Raw genomic sequence first — 18,706 nt, 5'->3', positions numbered from 1 at the left:
GCTTCGGCTTCGGCTTCGGCTTCGGCTTCGGCTTCGGCTTCGGCTTCGGCTTCGGCTTCGGCTTCGGCTTCGGCTTCGGCTTCGGCTTCGGAAGTCAGGTCCTCTGTTTGGGTTTCAGGGTCAACAGCTCCATCCTCAGCGCTAACGCCGGGATCAGCGATAATATCATCAACCACATCGTCGGATTTTGGGGTCTCCACCGGTTTCTGATCGGTTTTCTTTTTGCGCGCCACCGTCACATTCCCCTTATCGATTCTAAAACCACCAGAACTACAGACTGGTTCACGTTAATCTGCACCCGCATCGCCCTCAACCCGCATCGCATGTTTCACAAGCTTTTTAACGGCTTTACGCATTTTCTTGGGCGTCGGCTCTTTGGCAATCTTCAGCCGCTCGTACCCCAATGTTTTAAGGGGTTCCGCCGTTGCTTCACTGATTGCCGCCAGCCAAAGCGGTGCGGTTCCGGTCCAGATGTCGGCAAATTGTCGCGCGGTGCGCGGCGAGAAGATCGGCGCGATGACGGGACGGTCACCATGCGAAACCGCCTGGGCCTTGGCGCTCAGCGGCAGCAAATTCTGCCGATAGACCACCTCTTCCCGCGTGGTTACTCCCAGGTCAGTAAGCCGTTCTGCAACATTCCCCAGACTATGTTCGCCCCGCAGATGCAGCAGCGGGCTTTGTGGTCTGATCTGCAAAAGCGCCGCGACCAGCTCTTCGGCGGTGCCGCCGACCATCTCAGCCTGCCAACCGGCACCCTTGGCGGTTCCCGTTGTCGTCGGGCCAACGCAGTATGCAGGCAAGTCCCGCCGCACCCCCATCGAGGCAGCCGCATTCACCGCGTTGGCCGATGAAAAAACCAACCCCTGCACATCGGTCGTCGACACCTGCACAGCCAGCGGCCTGATTTCCAGAATGGGGGAGTGGATCACCTCAACCCGGGTACGGGTGCGGGTCGGCAGCTGCGCCACAAACCTCTCCGAGGCAGCGCGCGGGCGGGTCATCAACAAATACAACGATCGGCGCCTTCGGCCTTGGGATTGTTTGCGTCCGCGCAGGGTGATACCCCGCTTGCCAATCATGATGCAACGGATCGGTCCAATGGTGCAAACACTTACCGTCCTGGGGATAGAAAGCAGCTGCGACGACACGGCCGCAGCCGTGGTGCGGCAAAGCAAGGGCCATTCGGCCGAGATTCTATCTTCGGTCGTGCATGGCCAGACCGATTTGCATAGCGCCTTTGGCGGCGTCGTGCCCGAGATTGCCGCCCGCGCCCATGCTGAAAAACTGGACATCTGCGTGATACAGGCGCTGGAGGCCGCCGGATTGCAACTCGGTGACATGGACGCCATCGCGGTCACAGCCGGGCCGGGCCTGATCGGTGGAGTAATGTCGGGTGTGATGTGTGCCAAGGGGATCAGCGCCGCAACCGGGTTGCCGTTGATCGGCGTCAATCATCTGGCGGGCCACGCGCTGACACCTCGACTGACCGATGGGGTATCCTTTCCGTATCTGATGCTGCTGGTCTCAGGCGGACATTGCCAATACCTGATCGCACATGGCCCCAAGCACTTCACCCGATTGGGCGGCACCATTGACGATGCACCGGGGGAAGCCTTTGACAAGACCGCGCGTCTGCTTGGCCTGCCACAACCCGGCGGCCCTGCAGTTGAGGCCGAGGCCCGGTCGGGTGATCCCAAACGGTTCCGTTTTCCGCGCCCTCTGCTGGACCGGCCCGGCTGCGACCTGTCATTTTCAGGTCTAAAAACAGCCTTGATGCGCATGCGGGACCAGATCGTGGCCCAACAAGGCGGCCTGACCCGACAGGACCGTGCTGATCTGTGTGCCGGGTTCCAACAGGCCGTTGTGGATACTCTGGCCGAGAAAACACGCCGCGCGATTGACATCTACTTCAAGGAAAACCCGCCGAATCCTGTGATTTCTGTTGCGGGTGGGGTTGCTGCAAATTCTGCAATTCGCGCAGCGTTAGAGACCGTTTCGGCAGAGATGTCTTGTCGCTTCACCGCCCCTCCTTTGGCGCTGTGTACCGACAATGCTGCCATGATCGCCTATGCCGGGCTTGAGCTGTTTCGTTCCGGAGCAGTGGATGGTCTGGATCTGACGCCCCGCCCGCGCTGGCCATTGGATCAGACCAGCCCCGCGATGCTGGGCAGCGGCAAGAAAGGGGCCAAGGCATGAGCGTGTCCATACTTGGATCAGGGGCGTTCGGAACCGCTCTGGCGATTTCCCTCGCGGGCAACGGACCTGTAACGCTGTGGTCACGGGACGAAGCGCAGGCGCGCGCGATGAACGCCACGGCTGAGAACGCGCAGCGGCTCCCTGGTGTGTCCTTACCGCCCGAGATCGCCGTCACGGCCAAGATCACTGAGGCTTGCCGCTCAGACTTGCTGCTGGTCTCGGTGCCGATGCAACAGCTGCGCACGGCGCTTAATCTGCACCGATCGGCTCTGGCAGGCAAAACTCTGGTTGCTTGTTGCAAGGGGATTGAGCTGTCGACGGGGCTCGGTCCTGTGGCGGTGATCCGAGAAACGGTCCCGAACGCAAATCCCGCCCTTCTAACCGGGCCCAGCTTTGCTGATGACATCGCGCGGGGTTTGCCTACAGCGCTGACTCTGGCCTGCGCGGATGCGACATTGGGCAAAGACCTGCAGGCGCGACTGACTACGACAAACCTGCGGCTCTACCGCACAACGGACACGGCCGGGGCCGAACTTGGCGGGGCTTTGAAGAACGTGATGGCGATTGGCTGTGGAGCCGTCATCGGCGCGGGCCTGGGCGACAGTGCGCGGGCCGCGTTGATCACCCGTGGCTTTGCCGAGATGCAGCGCTTTGCAGCCCGCCGCGGGGCACAGCCGGACACCCTGATGGGCTTGTCCGGATTGGGGGATCTGGTGCTGACCTGTTCCTCGGAACTGTCGCGAAACTACCGTTTTGGCCAATGTTTGGGTCAAAAACAGCCGTTTGATACGGGGACAACAGTCGAAGGTGTCGCCACTGCGCGCGCCGTGGCGGAGATTGCCAAAACCGAAGGGCTGGACATGCCCATCAGCACAACGGTGGCGGATCTCAGCGACGGGGCCTACAGTGTCACAGACGCAATCCAGAACCTGCTCAATCGCCCACTCAAGGAGGAATAGATGCTCATCGCCCTGATCGCCAAAGACAAAGACGGCGCGCTCCAAACCCGTCTGGACAACCGCACGGCCCATCTGGCCTATATCGAAGAAACGGGCGTTGTGTCGCAAGCGGGTCCACTGCTGGACGGGGATGCCATGATCGGTTCGCTGATCATTCTGGATGTCGAGGATATGGCCGCGGCGCAAGCCTGGGCGGACAATGATCCCTATACCAATGCGGGACTGTTCCAATCGGTTGAGCTGATCCCCTGGAAGCGGGTCATCGGCTGATGGCGTATTGGCTGTTTAAATCCGAACCCTCGACCTGGAGCTGGGATCAGCAGGTGGCTAAGGGTGAAACAGGCGAAGAATGGGACGGGGTGCGCAACTATCAGGCGCGCAACTTCATGCGGCAAATGGCCATAGGGGATCGTGGGTTTTTCTACCATTCGCAAAAAGAAAAAGCGGTTGTCGGCATTGTCGAGGTTTGTGCCGAAGCCCACCCCGACAGCACCACCGATGACACGCGGTGGGAATGTGTGGACATCAAGGCTGTACGTTCGTTCACCCGCCCCGTGACCCTGGATCAGATCAAGGCCGACGAGCGGTTGGCTGAGATGGTGCTGGTGAAAAACTCGCGCCTATCCGTGCAACCGGTCAGCGATGCTGAGTGGGCGCTGATATGTGCAATGGGCGAGACGCAGGCCAATTAGATAATAAAAGGGAAGGTCCTGAACGATACAGAACCTTCCCTACCCCGCGTGCTCCCTACTCACCACACGCATATCGATAATCTGGTTCTGACCGTCCTGGTCACTGGCCCGACCATAGCGCGGTCAACGCCCAGAATTCAAACGCCAAGTCCTTAGAATGCTATTCAAATGCAAAACGCCCGCCTGGGAATGGGCGGGCGCAGGTCTTGGTCTGGCAGTAGGTTTAGCCGTAAACGGCTTCTTTCCCGAAATGTTTGGTCAGCATGTAGTACACGACGGCGCGGTACTTGTTGCGCTCGGACATGCCATAGGTTTCCATGGTCTTGTTGATCGCTTCCATCAGTTCGGGGCCATCGGACAGGCCCAGTTTTTTGATCAGAAAGTTGTTTTTGACCGTCTCAAGCTCGCCGTCCTGACTGGCTGCCACGGTTGACGCGTCGGCATCATAAATCGCAGGGCCGCAGCCTATTGTGACCTTGGTCAACAGGTCCATATCCGGGTCCATGCCGCACTTGCCCTTCAGGTCTTCGGCGTATTTGGCGATCAGCTCGTCGCGTTTTCCCATAAAACAGTCTCCCTCTCAGCAGTCCAGGCTGCGGTTACTCAAAATCCTTGAAACAGGTGCCGGCAGGGTAGTCACAAGTGGTTTCAGGACAAAGGGAAAAATTCCGCCCTTTCCCCCCTAAGCGAATGAATGCCTTTGCGGCTCGCCTCAAAAGCTAGCGGCAATACCCCCAACCCGGGCCTTGCAAGTGGAAATGATCAGCGTGCAATCGGTTGAAATCGGGTCCCAGGACCACGCGGAACCAGGCGCAGGCCCCTTGTCCAATCCGATGCAGAAATTCGGCCTTGGGTCCGGGCGCGGTCCAGTCCTGCAACAGGTCGATGGTTCGCCCATCGGCAAGCTCGACCCCCACAATATCAACCGAGTCGGCCGTCGCATGGCTGCTCCAACCGCTGTTCTCGCCGTGGGCGGTGCGCATCCGACGGCAGTTGTAGCTGCCGACATGGTTCAGACCCTGGACTTTGGTTCCCAGAACATCCTGCGCGGTTGGCTGGATCACATGATGCTCCCACATCGCCAGACGCAGGGCCGTGGTGCATCGTGTTTCTAACGCTCTGAGGTCTGCGGAAACCAAACGTGTCAGCAAGCCCCGTCCGGCGATACCGCAGTTCTGATCAACAACCAGATCCTCCATTGGTTCAAAGATCACGCCTGCATCGACCAGGGCGGCCCGGCATTGCGTCTCGTCGGCCAAGGCCCGGTTCAACTGGTATTTGGTAACCGGCGTGACCGGAGCCTTCACGGTCAAATCCCGCAACGGGTTCCAGTGTTCAGGAACAGGCGTTTTGGGATGAGACAGCAACACCCACCCGCCGCCGCCGACCAGGATCAACAGGACAAGACACGCGAAAAGAAAAGACGCCGCCAGATACAAAATCCGGCGGCGTCCCGTGCGTTTTGTCATACCCGTTCCGCGATCAGTAGCGGTAATGTTCGGGCTTATAGGGGCCTTCCGGATTCACACCGATGTAAGACGCCTGCTCATTGTCCATCTGGGTCAGCTTGACGCCGATCCGGTCCAGATGCAGGCGGGCAACCTTCTCGTCCAGATGCTTGGGCAGGATGTAGACGTCATTGTTGTACTGATCACCCTTGGTGAACAGCTCGATCTGGGCAAGCACCTGGTTGGTAAAGGACGCCGACATCACGAAAGACGGGTGACCGGTGGCATTGCCGAGGTTCAGCAGGCGGCCTTCGGACAGCAGGATTAGACGATTGCCCGAGGGCATCTCGATCATGTCCACCTGTTCCTTGATGTTGGTCCATTTGTGGTTCTTCAGGCTGGCCACCTGAATTTCGTTGTCGAAATGGCCGATGTTGCCGACGATGGCCATGTCCTTCATCTCGCGCATATGCTCGATGCGGATCACGTCCTTGTTGCCGGTGGTGGTAATGAAGATATCGGCGCTGGCAACCTCGTCTTCCAGCAGCGTCACCTCGAACCCGTCCATCGCGGCCTGCAGGGCGCAGATCGGATCAACCTCGGTCACTTTCACGCGGGCACCCGCACCGCGCAAGCTGGCGGCCGAGCCTTTGCCCACGTCACCATAGCCACAGACCACGGCAACCTTGCCGGCCATCATGGTGTCAGTGGCGCGGCGGATACCGTCGACCAGCGATTCCTTACAGCCGTATTTGTTGTCGAATTTCGACTTGGTGACGCTGTCGTTGACGTTGATCGCAGGGAACGGCAGTTGGCCGTCTTTCACCAGCTGATACAGGCGGTTCACGCCGGTCGTGGTTTCCTCGGACACGCCTTGGATCTGGTCGCGCATCTTTGTGAACCAGCCGGGCGAGGCTGCCATACGTTTGGCGATCTGCTTCTTGATCACCTCTTCCTCTTCGGAGCCCGGTACTGGGATGATGTCTTCGCCTGCTTCGGCGCGCGCGCCAAGCAGGATGTACAGCGTCGCATCGCCACCATCGTCCAGGATCATGTTTGGGCCGTCGTTGAACAGGAAGGATTTGTCCAGGTAATCCCAATGCTCTTCCAATGTCTGACCCTTGATGGCGAAAACCGGAACTCCGGCCTCGGCGATCGCCGCCGCCGCGTGATCCTGTGTCGAAAAGATGTTGCACGACGCCCAGCGCACATCGGCGCCCAGCGCCACCAGCGTTTCGATCAGAACACCCGTCTGGATCGTCATGTGCAACGAGCCAACGATCCGCGCGCCCTTCAGGGGCTTTGCCTCGCCATATTCGGCGCGCAGGGACATCAGCCCCGGCATTTCGGTTTCAGCAATATCCAGTTCCTTGCGGCCAAACCCGGCCAACGAAATGTCTTTGACGATATAGTCCCCGGCCATCAGGCGCTCCGTTTTTTCAGTCAATCACAGTTGAGGCTGCCCCTAGCATCCCTTGGGGCAGGTGGCAATGTGGATGACCGAAAACAGGATTTTACGCCGCTAAAATCAGCTTGGCGTGCCCTCAACTTTAACCTTCGGTATCGCTTCGAAAAAATCAGTGCCAACGGCGACAATGCAGCTTATGCCGTTCGCCTGGGTCACCAAAACGGTATAGCTACCCGTTTCGCGCGAGGTCCAAACCTCCATGACCGAATGCGCACCGCGTGTCTTTTGCAAACCACCAAAGGCCAGCTCTTCCGAATAGCTTTTCTTCAGTTTGGCAATCACATGCTCGCGCTCTGCGCAACTTTGGGCAAAGGCGGGCGGGGCCGTGGCGGCCATGCCAAAGGTCAGGGCAAGTGCGAATAAACGCTTGAACATAGCAGTCTCCTTTCGTTTCACGTTTCGCTTGCGAGAGGAGCACACCGGGAGAAGCGTGTGCCCCCCTCGGTCCTAATGTCGGGATCAGATCGAGTTGTTTCAAAGCACGAAAGCTCAAGAAAACGTTGGCAGCAAGTGATCCAGACAGGTACATCATAGCATAAAAACGCGTATTGAACGTGTCCCACTTCACAAGGCATGGCATAATGGCAACACAACCCCGCGCATGGCAGAGGATGCTGTCCGGTCGAAGGCTGGACCTGCTGGACCCGACCCCTGTGGATATCGAGATCGAGGATATCGCCCACGGTCTGGCCTTTGTGGCGCGCTGGAACGGGCAAACCAACGGGGATTTCGCCTATTCTGTAGCCGAGCATTCCCTTCTGGTCGAAGAACTTTTTGGCCGCATCGCCCCCAAAGCGCCCGTAAAGTGGCGGCTGGCGGCCCTGTTACACGACGCGCCTGAATATGTGATCGGGGACATGATCTCGCCCGTCAAATCCGCCGTCGGCCCGGACTACGGCGCGCTGGATGACCGTCTTGCAGCAGCGATCCACATCCGGTTCGGTCTTCCCGCCGAGGTACCAAAGACGGTGAAACGGCAGATCAAAAAGGCTGACAAGATCAGCGCGTGGATGGAGGCGACCCAGATTGCGGGGTTTTCCGAGACCGAGGCGACGAAGTTTTTTGGGCGTCCGGACAGGGCGGTAGTGGAAGGGCTACAGATCAGGCTCAGACCTCCGCTTGAAGTGCGGCAGGCTTACACTGACCGGCATGGGGCTTTGATAGCTTCATTGTAAAGTATCAAGTTAGTCAAATGTCCCCTCTGAGCCCACTTTAACCGATGCTGCAAAGTCACCAAACGTCCGCTAAAGTCGTCTGGGGGAATGATCTAAGTGTCCAGCATCGATAGTGGACTCTGTGGGCGCGCGCTGTAAGTAGGTGGGAAAAGCGGTTTGGGGCGGCCGCTCACGATTAAGTTAAAGCCCCAGTTGTCCTTTCATCATAGCAAGGTATTCAGCGTCATCCATTGCCTTACGGGCTGCGATTACCTGCTCGGCATCCGGGCCTGCGATGTAGCGCAATTGATCGCTGCCATCTGTGGCGGCCTGCATGATCGTTTCTGCCACCAGAATGGGGTCAGATCCTTTTGAGCCAGCGGCTTGCATAGCGGCGAGCGCCTTGTCCATAAAGGGACCATACTCAGCCTGCTCCGGGTCATAGTTAATCATTGATCCAGTTGTTTCAGCAAAGTTGGTATTGATCATTCCTGGCTCGATCAGCTTCACTTTGATTCCTATAGACTCAAGCTCGTAGGAGAGCGATTCCATCATGCCCTCTACGGCAAATTTTGAACCGTGATAGAGCGTGCCAAGCGGGAAGGTGATTTTGCCGCCCATGGAAGAGATGGTGATGATGGTTCCTTCACCTGCTGCCCGCATGTAGGGAAGCACGTTTTTCGTGACCAGCAGCGCACCGATGACGTTCACGTCGAACTGCATACGGATCGCTTTTTCGGGCGTGGATTCCAATATGCCATATGCGCCGTAACCAGCATTGTTCAAAAGCACATCGATCTTGCCGAAGCGCTCAATCGCCTCAGCCATCGCGCCTTTGATGGTCTCTTCGTTGGTCACATCGAGAGCGGTCACCAACACATTGTCTAACGCGCTCAGCTCGTCATCATCTTTTGGGTTGGAGCGCACGGTTGCGACAACGTTCCAGCCCTTCTCCTGAAAGAACTTGGCGGTCATGCGCCCGATGCCGCTGGAGCACCCTGTGATTAGAATTGTTTGTGTCATATTCATCTCCTGCCATGGTCTATGTATGCCTCGCCGGATTGGCGAAATGGGGCGCGGTGCCAAACAAAAGACCGCGCCATTTTCAGTCATCCCGGTGGGCGCAATACCCACCGGATTAAATCAATGGGCTGTCATCAAAAGTCTTTGCCGTGCAGGCTGTCCAAGGCCATTTGTCCTGCGAGCTTGGCGAACCGGCCCCAGCTTTGATCAACCGAGTACTTGGACGCGTTCACCAACATGTGGTCCACTTGCTTTCGGTTCGTGAATGCGAAGGCAGACGCCCCAAAATCATCGATAATCACTGATTTCACGACGTTCTCAAAGTTCAGACCGTTGCCGAAATTGCCAACCCCGGAAACGAAGTCCTCAGTCGTCTCGCCACAACCGCCCCAAGTCAGATAGGCATTGAGCCAGATATTGGGTGGCACATTGTTGACTGCGATACCGCCATAGTCGAGTTCGTGAACGGCCGAGTGAACGGCGGCTTCGTTCGCTTTGAACGTGTCGTTGTCCACCAGCATCATGCAGCCAAGCGTGCCGAGCAGGCGATTGTTGCAAAAGTCCACGGCTTTGGTGAGGAAATCGCCCGCGTCGTTCGCTGTATCCAATGGAAGTTCGCTGAAGATTTGGCAGAAGGCTTCATTGTTGACCGCAAAATCATCTTCACCGATGCCCGGAATGAACACGAAGTCACTGTTCGGGTGATTGCCGCCTTCGGGTTTTAACACCTCTGCGGTTGGCTGGTTTTCGAGGAACGCTTCTTTGGTCTTTTCAACGCCCGGATAATAAGTAGAGGTTCCGAAGGTGGTCTCAGCGATCGCGTTGCGCAGCGCCTTGATGAACTGATCACGCTGCGGCCAGTTCTTCGAAGTGATGATCGTTTGTGGCCGCCCACAAACCGCACCGCCATTAAGCTTGCCCACCGATGCTAGTTGGATCGCCCAATGCTCGATTTCCTTGTCAGTCCACTTCCCTGGCACAATAAGGCATGGGTTATTGCCACCACACTCTGAAACCAGCGGAGCGCTCGCTGCGTTCTGGATCGCATGAGCAACGCCGGTTGATCCGGTAAAGTAAATCGAGTGAAGCCCCTGGAGCGCGGACATTTCGCGTCCTTGATCGCCGTCGATGAAGGCCAGCGCGCCGCGTTCAATAAGCGGGGCGAAAATCTTCGCCCACACTCTATCTGATTCCTCGTTGAGCTGGTGCGGCTTGTGGATCACGGCTTTGTTTTCCAAAAACAGCGCCATCGCCATCTCGATAGAGGAGCTATAGTTGCCTGCTCCTGAGACAGCGATAATGCCGGCAGGCCTGTCGAGCGGGTTGACCTGCTTTGGCTCACCGACGACGTGGAGGAACCCTCTTACTTTGCCCGCAATCAGCTTGTCTTTTTTATAAAGCGGAAACACCTCGATCTCGGAGCGATCATCCGGCAATTGCTTGATGGCGATTGGCTCTGGCAGTTCTCCTTGCACAAGCGACTCATAGAGATGTCGGATCCCCATCAGTGTATTGCCCATCGCGTTGACGGTCGTCACGATTCCTTCCGAGTGTGAAACGCCCTCAGCGCCAACCTGTTCATTCTTCATCGCTGCGTCGGCGGCACCCAATTCATCGCAATATTTCAGAATGTTTTCCTGAATCTCCACAATAAGGGCCAGCCGTTCCACGACTGAGGTTTCAGCCCATGCTGTCGGATTTATGCTGTCAAATGCGTCCTGCGCTTTCATGGGAAATTCCTACGGTAATAGCCTGAATTCATGATAATTTTTAACAAGCAACCAAAAAGCCAACAATATCATTTGGCGCCATCAGATTTGCCGAATAGGTAGGATCACTCTGCTCGATTTGTCTTCGCCCGGTGGACGCGGTCCCGAAGCTCTGCCTCCCAATCACTTTGCGTCTCTTGATACTTGGCGACCATCTCCTCGTTTTCATGTATGGCGACGCCTGGCTTGTGAAGCTCGGCCGTCTCCAACATGCGCGTTCTCTCGAACGCGTCATACTCAGCCATCATTCTCTCCGCGGCTTCTTTGGTATGCCCCAAAGCCTCCAAAGCAGAGCGTGCTGTACGTATGGAGCCGTCATATGTTTCTCGGATGATGTCGCGGCACCCAGCGTCCCACAGATCGAAGACGTGAATGCGGTCATAGGCCCGGGCAATCACATGTACATTTGGATGCGTTTCGCAAACATAGCGGACCAGCTCAGTTGTTTGATCCTTGCCGTCAATGGCTACTATCAAAAGCCTGGCCTCATCGATTCCCGCTGCTTTCAGGAGGTCATGGCGCGTGGCGTCTCCATAGTACACCTTGAGGTCGATAAGGCGCAGCATCTCCAACTGCTGGCTACTGTAGTCTACGACAGTCGTCTCATAGCCGGAGGCACGCAACGCCGTATTGACGATCCCACCGACGCGCCCATGCCCGGCAATGATAATACCAGAGTGGTCTTCGATCTCATCAGAGGCGGTGTCCTCATCAGAAATATAGCGCGGTACGATCAAGCGCTCATAGACGATAAACATCAGCGGCGTCGCGAGCATTGAGAGCGCAACCAACAACAACAAAGTGTCAGCAACACCGGCAGGGATGACGGCGTTTGCGACGGTGAAGGAGAGCAAAACAAAGCCGAACTCACCAGCCTGCGCGAGCCCCAACCCAAAGAGCCATTGGTCGCTGCTTGTGATTTTGAAGATCCGTGCTAAAGAATGCAATATAATGGCTTTGACCGCTATCAGGCCAAAGGTCAGCCCCATAATGGATCCGAAACTGCCAAAGAGCAGATCGAAATCCATGCCTGCGCCAACGGTCATGAAAAACACACCCAGGAACAGCCCGCGAAACGGATCAATATCGCTTTCAATCTCGTGGCGATATTCGCTGCTTGCGAGAACAACACCGGCGAGGAACGTGCCAAGCGCTGGTGAGAGGCCGACCATTGTCATCAGAAGCGCGATACCAAGCACCACCATGAGGGCTGTGCTCACAAAGAGCTCGCGCAGCCGCGCTCTGGCAACAAAGCGGAAGAGGGGAGTGACGAGATATTGTCCGATCACAATCACCCCACCAATGGCCATGACCGTCACGATGGCGGTCTGCCAACCGCTGAGATGTTCAACCAGAGAGATGTTGAACCCGGAGCCGCCGTGATCGTCTGCGTGGCCCGAACCGTGGCTAAGCGCTTCGGTAAGTTCCGGCAGGGCGAGAAGCGGGACCAATGCCAGCATTGGGATCACAGCGATGTCTTGCGCGAGTAGCACAGAGAAACTGGACTGCCCGCCATCGGAGCGTGACAGGCCTTTCTCCTTCAGGGTTTGATTGACAACCGCCGTTGAAGAGAGAGCGAGCACCAAGCCAATAGCGAGCGAGACGGTCCAGGGCTGGCCGAGCAGGAGAGCGATCACGGCAAAGGCCATGGTCGTCAGACCGATCTGCAGGCCTCCAAGTACAAAAATTCGATTGCGAAGCGCCCAAAGCTCGCGTGGGTTCATTTCCAGGCCGATCAAAAACAGCATAATTACAACGCCGAACTCGGCGAAATGCTGGAGAGCGATGACGTCTGCTCCGATCGCGCCAAGTATGGGGCTGAGCGCAATGCCCGCGATCAAATAGCCAAGGACGGACCCCAGGCCAAACCGCGTCGCCAGCGGGACCGCGATCGCACCGGCAAAGAATAATGAAAATGTGATAAGCATGAAATCAGCCGACAAACTCAAACTCCCAGAAATGGTTGATGTGTGTCGCGCGCAGCCTGATGACAGTGCTGTCCTCGTTGTAACCCCGCCACTTCATTTTTTTAGAAAATTCAGTTCAACCTTTGACACACCTCTCGCTTCCGCTGGGGTCTTGCCCGTCCAGCGTTGGAAAGCGCGATAGAATGAGTTTGGCTCTCGGTATGCCAACAAAAACGAGATTTCTTCGATGCTTAGATCTTCTTCGTTCAGATAGTGCATTGCCAGTTCCAAGCGCGTCGATGCGAGAACCTTCTTGAAAGTTTCGCCTTCTTCACTCAATTGGCGCTGCAGGGTGCGTTTGGATATGGCCATCTTTTCGCAGATCGCTTCAATACTTGCTTCTCCTGATGGCAGCATTTCGCGTATGGCGTTCTTAACCCTAGATACGAAGACCACTTCCGGCTCCTGTGCTGCCATTCGGTCTCGAAGTTGCTTCTCGAATTCTGGCCAGGTTTCCTCGTTCTCGGTGACCAAGAGTAAATCAGCATCTTGCCGATGCAGTGAAATCCGTGCGCCTCTCTCAGGTTCGCATCCTAAGTATGAAATCACTTCATCCCCTGGATGTTCAATGAGTGGTAATTCTATGCGCGCCGGAACGATATGCTTGATGGTGTGGCAACGAATGCATTCCAGCAGAAAGATTGCTTCAAACCAGACCATTTGCGGCGGGATTTGAATTTTTGGGTCTATTGATCCGATTGCGACATGCAGGTAATCACCTTCCTCGGAGACTTGCAGGGTTACCGGTGCCATCAGTGGTTTGAACACTGACAAGCGGTGAAGGCCGGTCCGAACATCAGGCGAACAAGAAAACGCAAACATCGCAGGTGTAAAATGCGCGTGTGCAAAGAGTTTGCCCAAAGCGAGCGATAAATCGGGGCGACCGGCTTCAGCTTCAACAGCTCGCCAAAGATCGAACACTTGCGAAGGCGTCAACTCGACACGCTCGGCGCGTGTGAAATCTGCTGTGAGCCGGGCTCGGCGCGCGATCCGCTCGGGTGAAATATTTAGTAATTTGGCCACCTGCGCGATGTATTTGGCCATGGGGTAAAGGCGGTTTGGCGTTTTAGCCTCCTATAACAAGGTTTTGGGTCGCCCCTTAGTGTACGCGTCACTTCAAGTGGACCATAGGCCTATAGATAATTGGCACGTTCAGATGGTATTTTGGCGCAATATGATAGTCTGGTCGGTTGATTGCCCATGGGAATAGACCCGGTAGCCCAATAAATTGTCACTAAGGATTGTCCCATGCGTGGGCACGGCCCTGACGTTTTGGGTTATGGAGATATGGAGTGTTCGACATCGGGCTTTTGGAGTGTCATAGGACGCTTGGCATTGCGCGCACGATGCGTCCGGTTCCTTACAACATTGAGCAACGCCTAACGAACCACGACTTCAAATATAGTAAAACCTAAGTCGCGCTCGCCGGACACACTGTTGTCGATGGTCGGATTGGTCACCGGATAAAACCTAAACTCCGCCAGTGAAAATGCGAAGAAAGAACTAGAGTCAGTCTTGGCGATATGAGGGCAAGGCTCGCGGATATGCGGGCATCGTCTCCATAGCGGTCACTGGCGCAACCGCAGCGAAAGCTCACTTTGTCCCGCGTAGCAGACTCAACAGACATCTTTTAAGCAGAAGCAAATTTTATATTGAACGCAAGGTGCCAATGACTACCGCGGGCTACGCTTCGCCAATATCCGCTGCAATGTTCGGCGGTGCATGTTCAGGCGACGCGCGGTCTCGGAAACATTCCGGTCGCACAGCTCATAGACGCGCTGAATATGCTCCCATCGGACGCGATCGGCGCTCATGGGGTTTTCGGGTGGCGGGGGCAGTTCGTCGCCCTTGGCCAGCAGCGCGTTGGTAATGTCGGTAGCGTCGGCGGGTTTCGACAGGTAGTCGGTTGCGCCGATTTTTACAGCGGCGACGGCAGTCGCAATCGCGCCGTACCCAGTCAGCACCACAACACGGCTGTCAGGGCGTTTTTCGCGCAGAACTTCGACCACATCCAGTCCGTTTCCGTCTTCAAGCCGCAGGTCAACGACCGCATAAGCCGGTGGGCGGGCTGTAGAAATAGCGCGGCCCGCAGCGACGGACCCGGCGGTTTCGACCTCGAACCCACGCTTTTCCATGGCTTTGGCCAGACGTCTCAGAAACGGCTCGTCATCATCGACCAGAAGCAGGGATTTATCCGGGCCGATATCAAGCTGAGAACTGTCTGCCATTCTTGGGTCTTTCTGCTATTTCACGCCGTTGGCTTGAACATGAGTAATAGCAGCGCGGGAACAAAGGTCAAACACCCTTGTCACGATGCGGCTTGATCCAGAAAGCAGCCAACCTTGTCGGCCATCTGCTCGGCTGTATCGTCGCGCTTGAAGAATTCAAGGAAACCGTGCTCGGGCGTGACCAGATAAGTAAAGGTTGAATGATCAACCAGATAGTACTCGTCGCTTTTGTCCTGGGCCTTGTAGTAGGTCTTGTATGCCCGGCTTGCGGCCTTGACCTGCTCAGGCGATCCGGTCAGTCCGATGGTCTTTCCACCCAGGTTGAACGCAAAGTCATCCACGATCTCGGGCGTATCGCGATCCGGGTCGATCGAGATGAACAGTGGGGTTGTTGAGTACCCGCGTTCAGCCAGAAGATCGACGGCCTCGGCGTTGCGGGACATATCAAAGGGGCAGACGTCAGGGCAGAACGTATACCCGAAATAGACCAGCGTCGGTTCAGTGATCACATCTGCGTCAGTGACCGTCTCACCCTTGCCATTGACCAGTTCAAACGGCCCCCCGATTGCTGCAGTCCCGCCCGCGATCTGGCCCGAGCGGCATTGCGCAAACTGATCGTCCGACCCTGACCCTTGCGTCAGAAGCCACATGGCCCCAAGGCCAATAACCAGAACAACAGCAGCTAATATAGCGTAAAGGCGAGTCATCGATAGTATCCATGCGCAAGGGGTTGTTGATCGTTCCGGCCGGGACACCTATCAAGATGACCAGCCGATGCAACAGGACATAAGGACCCGATGGCAGATTCCAACCAGAGTTTTTGGCCCGGTCGGGAGCGCAGCAGCTGGATCCGGCTGCGTACCCTGATCCTATTGCGTTGGGTGGCGATCGTGGGCCAGATCACAGCGATCACGGTCGCCCAGCAAACCTATCACGTGCAGTTGGAGGTCGCCCTGTGCTACCTGGCTGTGGGTGTTTCGGTCATTGGTAACCTGGCCGCCATTTTCCTGTTTCCGCAGAACAAGCGCCTGACCGAATTTCAGAACTTTTTGATGGTGCTGTTCGACCTGCTGCAACTGGCTTTTCTTCTTTATCTGACCGGCGGTCTGAACAACCCGTTTGCGCTGTTGCTGGTCGGCCCGGTCACGATTTCGGCCAATGTCATGAGCACACGGTCCACTGTGATCGTTGGGATAGTTGCCATTGTGCTGACCACCCTGTTGGCCGAGGTCCACCTGCCCCTGCACACGGATATCGGTTTGGTCCTGCAGATACCAGACATTCTTTTGTTCGGGAACTGGGCGGCAATCATCATCGCCATCGTCTTTATCGGCGCTTACTCGCACCGGGTGAGTTCCGAGGTCCGCTCTATGTCCGAGGCCTTGTCGGCCACATACATGGCCCTGGCGCGCGAACAGAAGCTGACCGATCTGGGTGGCGTCGTCGCGGCCGCTGCGCATGAGCTGGGTACGCCATTGGCCACAATCAAACTGGCCAGTTCCGAGCTTATCGAAGAACTGGACGATCGTCAGGACCTCAAGGAAGACGCCGCGCTGATCCGCGAACAGGCCGACCGGTGCCGTGATATTCTGCGCGACATGGGGCGGGCCGGAAAGGATGACCTGCATTTGCGGCAAGCCCCCTTGTCCACTGTCGTTCATGAAGCGGCCGAACCGCATATAGACCGGGGAAAAACTGTGCACTTTGCCGAGGGTCCAGTTTTGGACGGAGATGTTCAGCAACCCTCGATCTTGCGCAAGCCCGAGATCATTCACGGATTGCGCAACCTGATCCAGAATGCGGTGGATTTCTCGCGGTCCAATGTCTGGGTCGAGGCGAAATGGACTTCGGACAGGATCACCGTCAGTATCATGGATGACGGGCGCGGATACCCATCACATCTGATGGGCCGGATCGGTGACCCGTTCATGCGCCGCAGACGGGCCGACACCGACCAGCGCGCACGACCCGAATATGAGGGTATGGGGCTGGGCCTGTTCATTGCAAAAACCCTGCTCGAGCGCAGCGGGGCCGAACTGGAGTTCGCCAACGGATCAGATCCCTATCAGCACCTGTCGGACAAACCGGAGCGCAGAGGGGCAATCGTCAAAGTCGAGTGGCCCCGCACCCGGATTGACGCACAACAGGGGGACACGCCGGTGCCATCCGGACTGAACCAGCAAATTCAGATTTAGATTAAGACACCGTTAACCAATCATACCCATAGTCTGATCCGGGTTCTGCAGGCATGAGGGTAGGAAATGGCCGAGTGGATCATTCTGGCCGCAATCAGCTTGGTGTCATGCTGCTTTGCCGTGTTTTGGTTGGCGCCTCGACGCGCCCGCCGGGACGACAGCTACGGTATGTTTGCGACAACTTCGCTCTTTGACGCGGTTTTCCTGTTCGACGGTGCCCGCCTGATCAGCCATTCCGACATTGCCCTGGCCGGGTTCGAACATGTCCGGGACTGGGATGGTTTGCGACGCCTGCTACAGCGCGACTTTCCGACCTTTCCGGAAACACCGGACGTCGTGCGCGATCAGGGGAATCTTGTGGTGTCGGCGATCGATTGTACGGTCGATCGCGAATTGCTGTGCGAGTGGATTGATGGAATTGTTCGGGTCCAACTGCATGAGCCCGCAAAGGACACCAAAACCAAGCTGCGCGATCCGAACGACCCGATCCGGCTGGCCATGGATCAGGCGCCGTACCCGGTCTGGCTGTTGGACCAGAATGCCAGCGTGCGCTGGTGCAATGCCGCCTATGTGACCTTGGCCCGCAAGGCACGCGGTCTGGACACAGATCTGACCCAGCCCCTGTTTTCCAGCACCGAACTTGAGGTGCGACCGGGTGGAAAATCGCGTGTCTCGATCGATGTGGCGGGCAGCAGCAGCAAGTTGTGGTTCGACTTGACACATGTGGAACATGATGAAGGACGCCTGTTCTACGCCGTCGACATCAATGCAATTGTCGAAGCTGAAACCGCCCAGCGCAAATTTGTGCAGACGATGACCAAAACCTTCGCGCAACTGTCCATAGGTCTGGCCATCTTCGACCGAAATCGTCAACTGGCCCTATTCAACCCGGCCCTGATTGATCTGACCACCCTGCCCCCGGATTTCCTGAGTTGCCGCCCCAGCCTGTCCAGCTTTTTCGACCGGCTTCGCGATCAGCATATGATGCCCGAACCGAAGAACTACCGCTCGTGGCGAAAGCAAATGAACGACTTGCTGGAGGCCGCAGAAGATGGAAATTATCAGGAAACCTGGTCCTTGCCGTCCGGCTCGGTCTATTCTGTCAGCGGCCGCCCGCATCCCGACGGGGCCGTGGCGTTTTTGTTTGAAGATATCACCGCCGAGATTACGCTGACCCGGCGGTTTCGATCCGAGATGGATCTGATGCAATCCATCCTCGACAAACTGGCTGATGCCATTGCGGTCTTTTCCGAGGACGGCACACTTGCCCTGACGAACTATGCCTATCGGCAGCTTTGGGGCGCACCGGATGAGGTTGGACTTCACGGCGAAACGGTGACCGAGGTGACCCGCAGTTGGCAAGACCATTGTCTGGCCACCCCAATACTGGGCGAGATTCGCGATTTCGTTGCAATGCGCGACAACCGCACCGAATGGACCGCTGAAATCCGAATGCGCAACGGCACCGCCTTGGGATGCGTGATGACACCGATGCAGAATGGCGCCACGATCGTGCGTTTCGCCACCAAGCAAATAGTTCCAATCGCTCAACGGAAGGCCGCGATCAGCGCCTGAACCGGGTTGCAGCCGGTCGGGCGCGGGTTCAT

Annotated in this window: 18 protein-coding genes and 1 pseudogene; 7 read left to right on the top strand and 12 right to left on the bottom strand. The window is 56.8% G+C overall.

Annotated elements, in window-relative coordinates; all coding sequences use genetic code 11:
* Both ACR0L4_RS20280 and ACR0L4_RS20275 read right to left on the bottom strand, forming a co-directional pair.
* Positions 1–233: pseudogene (locus tag ACR0L4_RS20280) on the bottom strand (hypothetical protein); the annotation flags it as partial.
* A gap of 54 nt (positions 234–287) precedes the next feature.
* Entirely contained in the window at positions 288–968 is a 681-nt protein-coding gene (locus ACR0L4_RS20275; RefSeq protein WP_480514824.1) for a uroporphyrinogen-III synthase, read from the bottom strand.
* Positions 969–1,098: 130 nt separating this feature from the next.
* On the opposite strand from ACR0L4_RS20275, the gene tsaD reads away from it, so the two are divergent.
* From tsaD to ACR0L4_RS20255, 4 genes are read left to right on the top strand one after another with little or no spacing between them, the layout of a single operon-like run.
* Entirely contained in the window at positions 1,099–2,196 is a 1,098-nt protein-coding gene (gene tsaD, locus ACR0L4_RS20270; RefSeq protein WP_480514823.1) for a tRNA (adenosine(37)-N6)-threonylcarbamoyltransferase complex transferase subunit TsaD, read from the top strand.
* On the top strand, positions 2,193–3,155 hold the full coding sequence (locus tag ACR0L4_RS20265) for an NAD(P)H-dependent glycerol-3-phosphate dehydrogenase (RefSeq protein ID WP_480514822.1): 963 nt from the start codon (positions 2,193–2,195) through the stop codon (positions 3,153–3,155). The genes tsaD and ACR0L4_RS20265 overlap by 4 nt, the downstream gene beginning before the upstream one ends.
* The gene (locus tag ACR0L4_RS20260; protein WP_170751959.1) at positions 3,156–3,425 is read left to right on the top strand and encodes a YciI family protein; all 270 of its coding nucleotides are present in this window, start codon (positions 3,156–3,158) and stop codon (positions 3,423–3,425) included.
* A complete protein-coding gene (locus tag ACR0L4_RS20255) occupies positions 3,425–3,847 on the top strand; it encodes an EVE domain-containing protein (RefSeq protein ID WP_170751961.1) in 423 nt (140 codons plus the stop codon). Before ACR0L4_RS20260 ends, ACR0L4_RS20255 begins: the two co-directional genes overlap by 1 nt.
* Positions 3,848–4,070: 223 nt before the next feature.
* On the opposite strand, the gene ACR0L4_RS20250 is transcribed toward ACR0L4_RS20255, so the two are convergent.
* The 4 genes from ACR0L4_RS20250 to ACR0L4_RS20235 all read right to left on the bottom strand — a co-directional run bounded on the left by ACR0L4_RS20250 (position 4,071) and on the right by ACR0L4_RS20235 (position 7,138).
* Entirely contained in the window at positions 4,071–4,412 is a 342-nt protein-coding gene (locus ACR0L4_RS20250; RefSeq protein WP_170751963.1) for a DUF2853 family protein, read from the bottom strand.
* Positions 4,413–4,566: 154 nt separating this feature from the next.
* Positions 4,567–5,316, bottom strand: coding sequence for an extensin-like domain-containing protein (locus ACR0L4_RS20245; protein ID WP_480514821.1), 750 nt, complete (start codon positions 5,314–5,316; stop codon positions 4,567–4,569).
* A gap of 13 nt (positions 5,317–5,329) precedes the next feature.
* Positions 5,330–6,718, bottom strand: coding sequence for an adenosylhomocysteinase (ahcY, locus tag ACR0L4_RS20240; protein ID WP_480514820.1), 1,389 nt, complete (start codon positions 6,716–6,718; stop codon positions 5,330–5,332).
* Between the two features lie 105 nt (positions 6,719–6,823).
* Complete coding sequence (locus tag ACR0L4_RS20235) at positions 6,824–7,138, bottom strand: hypothetical protein (RefSeq protein WP_170751969.1); 315 nt, start codon at positions 7,136–7,138, stop codon at positions 6,824–6,826.
* A gap of 206 nt (positions 7,139–7,344) precedes the next feature.
* Here ACR0L4_RS20235 and ACR0L4_RS20230 point away from each other — a divergent pair, with 206 nt between their 5' ends.
* A complete protein-coding gene (locus tag ACR0L4_RS20230) occupies positions 7,345–7,938 on the top strand; it encodes an HD domain-containing protein (RefSeq protein WP_480514819.1) in 594 nt (197 codons plus the stop codon).
* Between the two features lie 180 nt (positions 7,939–8,118).
* Here ACR0L4_RS20230 and ACR0L4_RS20225 read toward each other — a convergent pair whose 3' ends face one another.
* From ACR0L4_RS20225 to ACR0L4_RS20200, 6 genes are all read right to left on the bottom strand, one after another.
* Entirely contained in the window at positions 8,119–8,940 is an 822-nt protein-coding gene (locus ACR0L4_RS20225; protein WP_480514818.1) for an SDR family oxidoreductase, read from the bottom strand.
* Positions 8,941–9,074: 134 nt separating this feature from the next.
* On the bottom strand, positions 9,075–10,670 hold the full coding sequence (locus ACR0L4_RS20220) for an aldehyde dehydrogenase family protein (protein ID WP_480514817.1): 1,596 nt from the start codon (positions 10,668–10,670) through the stop codon (positions 9,075–9,077).
* Between the two features lie 104 nt (positions 10,671–10,774).
* The gene (locus ACR0L4_RS20215) at positions 10,775–12,652 is read right to left on the bottom strand and encodes a cation:proton antiporter domain-containing protein (RefSeq protein ID WP_480514816.1); all 1,878 of its coding nucleotides are present in this window, start codon (positions 12,650–12,652) and stop codon (positions 10,775–10,777) included.
* A gap of 78 nt (positions 12,653–12,730) precedes the next feature.
* Entirely contained in the window at positions 12,731–13,720 is a 990-nt protein-coding gene (locus ACR0L4_RS20210) for a helix-turn-helix domain-containing protein (protein WP_480514815.1), read from the bottom strand.
* A gap of 629 nt (positions 13,721–14,349) precedes the next feature.
* Positions 14,350–14,904: an ActR/PrrA/RegA family redox response regulator transcription factor gene (locus ACR0L4_RS20205; protein WP_050604676.1), complete on the bottom strand. Its 555-nt coding sequence runs from the start codon at positions 14,902–14,904 to the stop codon at positions 14,350–14,352.
* Positions 14,905–14,984: 80 nt separating this feature from the next.
* On the bottom strand, positions 14,985–15,611 hold the full coding sequence (locus ACR0L4_RS20200; protein ID WP_480514814.1) for an SCO family protein: 627 nt from the start codon (positions 15,609–15,611) through the stop codon (positions 14,985–14,987).
* 90 nt (positions 15,612–15,701) lie between these two features.
* Here ACR0L4_RS20200 and regB point away from each other — a divergent pair, with 90 nt between their 5' ends.
* On the top strand, positions 15,702–17,099 hold the full coding sequence (gene regB / locus ACR0L4_RS20195) for a sensor histidine kinase RegB (RefSeq protein ID WP_170751992.1): 1,398 nt from the start codon (positions 15,702–15,704) through the stop codon (positions 17,097–17,099).
* Positions 17,100–17,165: 66 nt separating this feature from the next.
* On the top strand, positions 17,166–18,674 hold the full coding sequence (locus ACR0L4_RS20190; protein WP_170751994.1) for a PAS-domain containing protein: 1,509 nt from the start codon (positions 17,166–17,168) through the stop codon (positions 18,672–18,674).
* Positions 18,675–18,706 lie beyond the last annotated feature (32 nt).

The sequence above is a fragment of the Ruegeria sp. AB5 genome (assembly GCF_056542645.1).
This window is presented reverse-complemented; position numbering and strand designations above follow the sequence as displayed.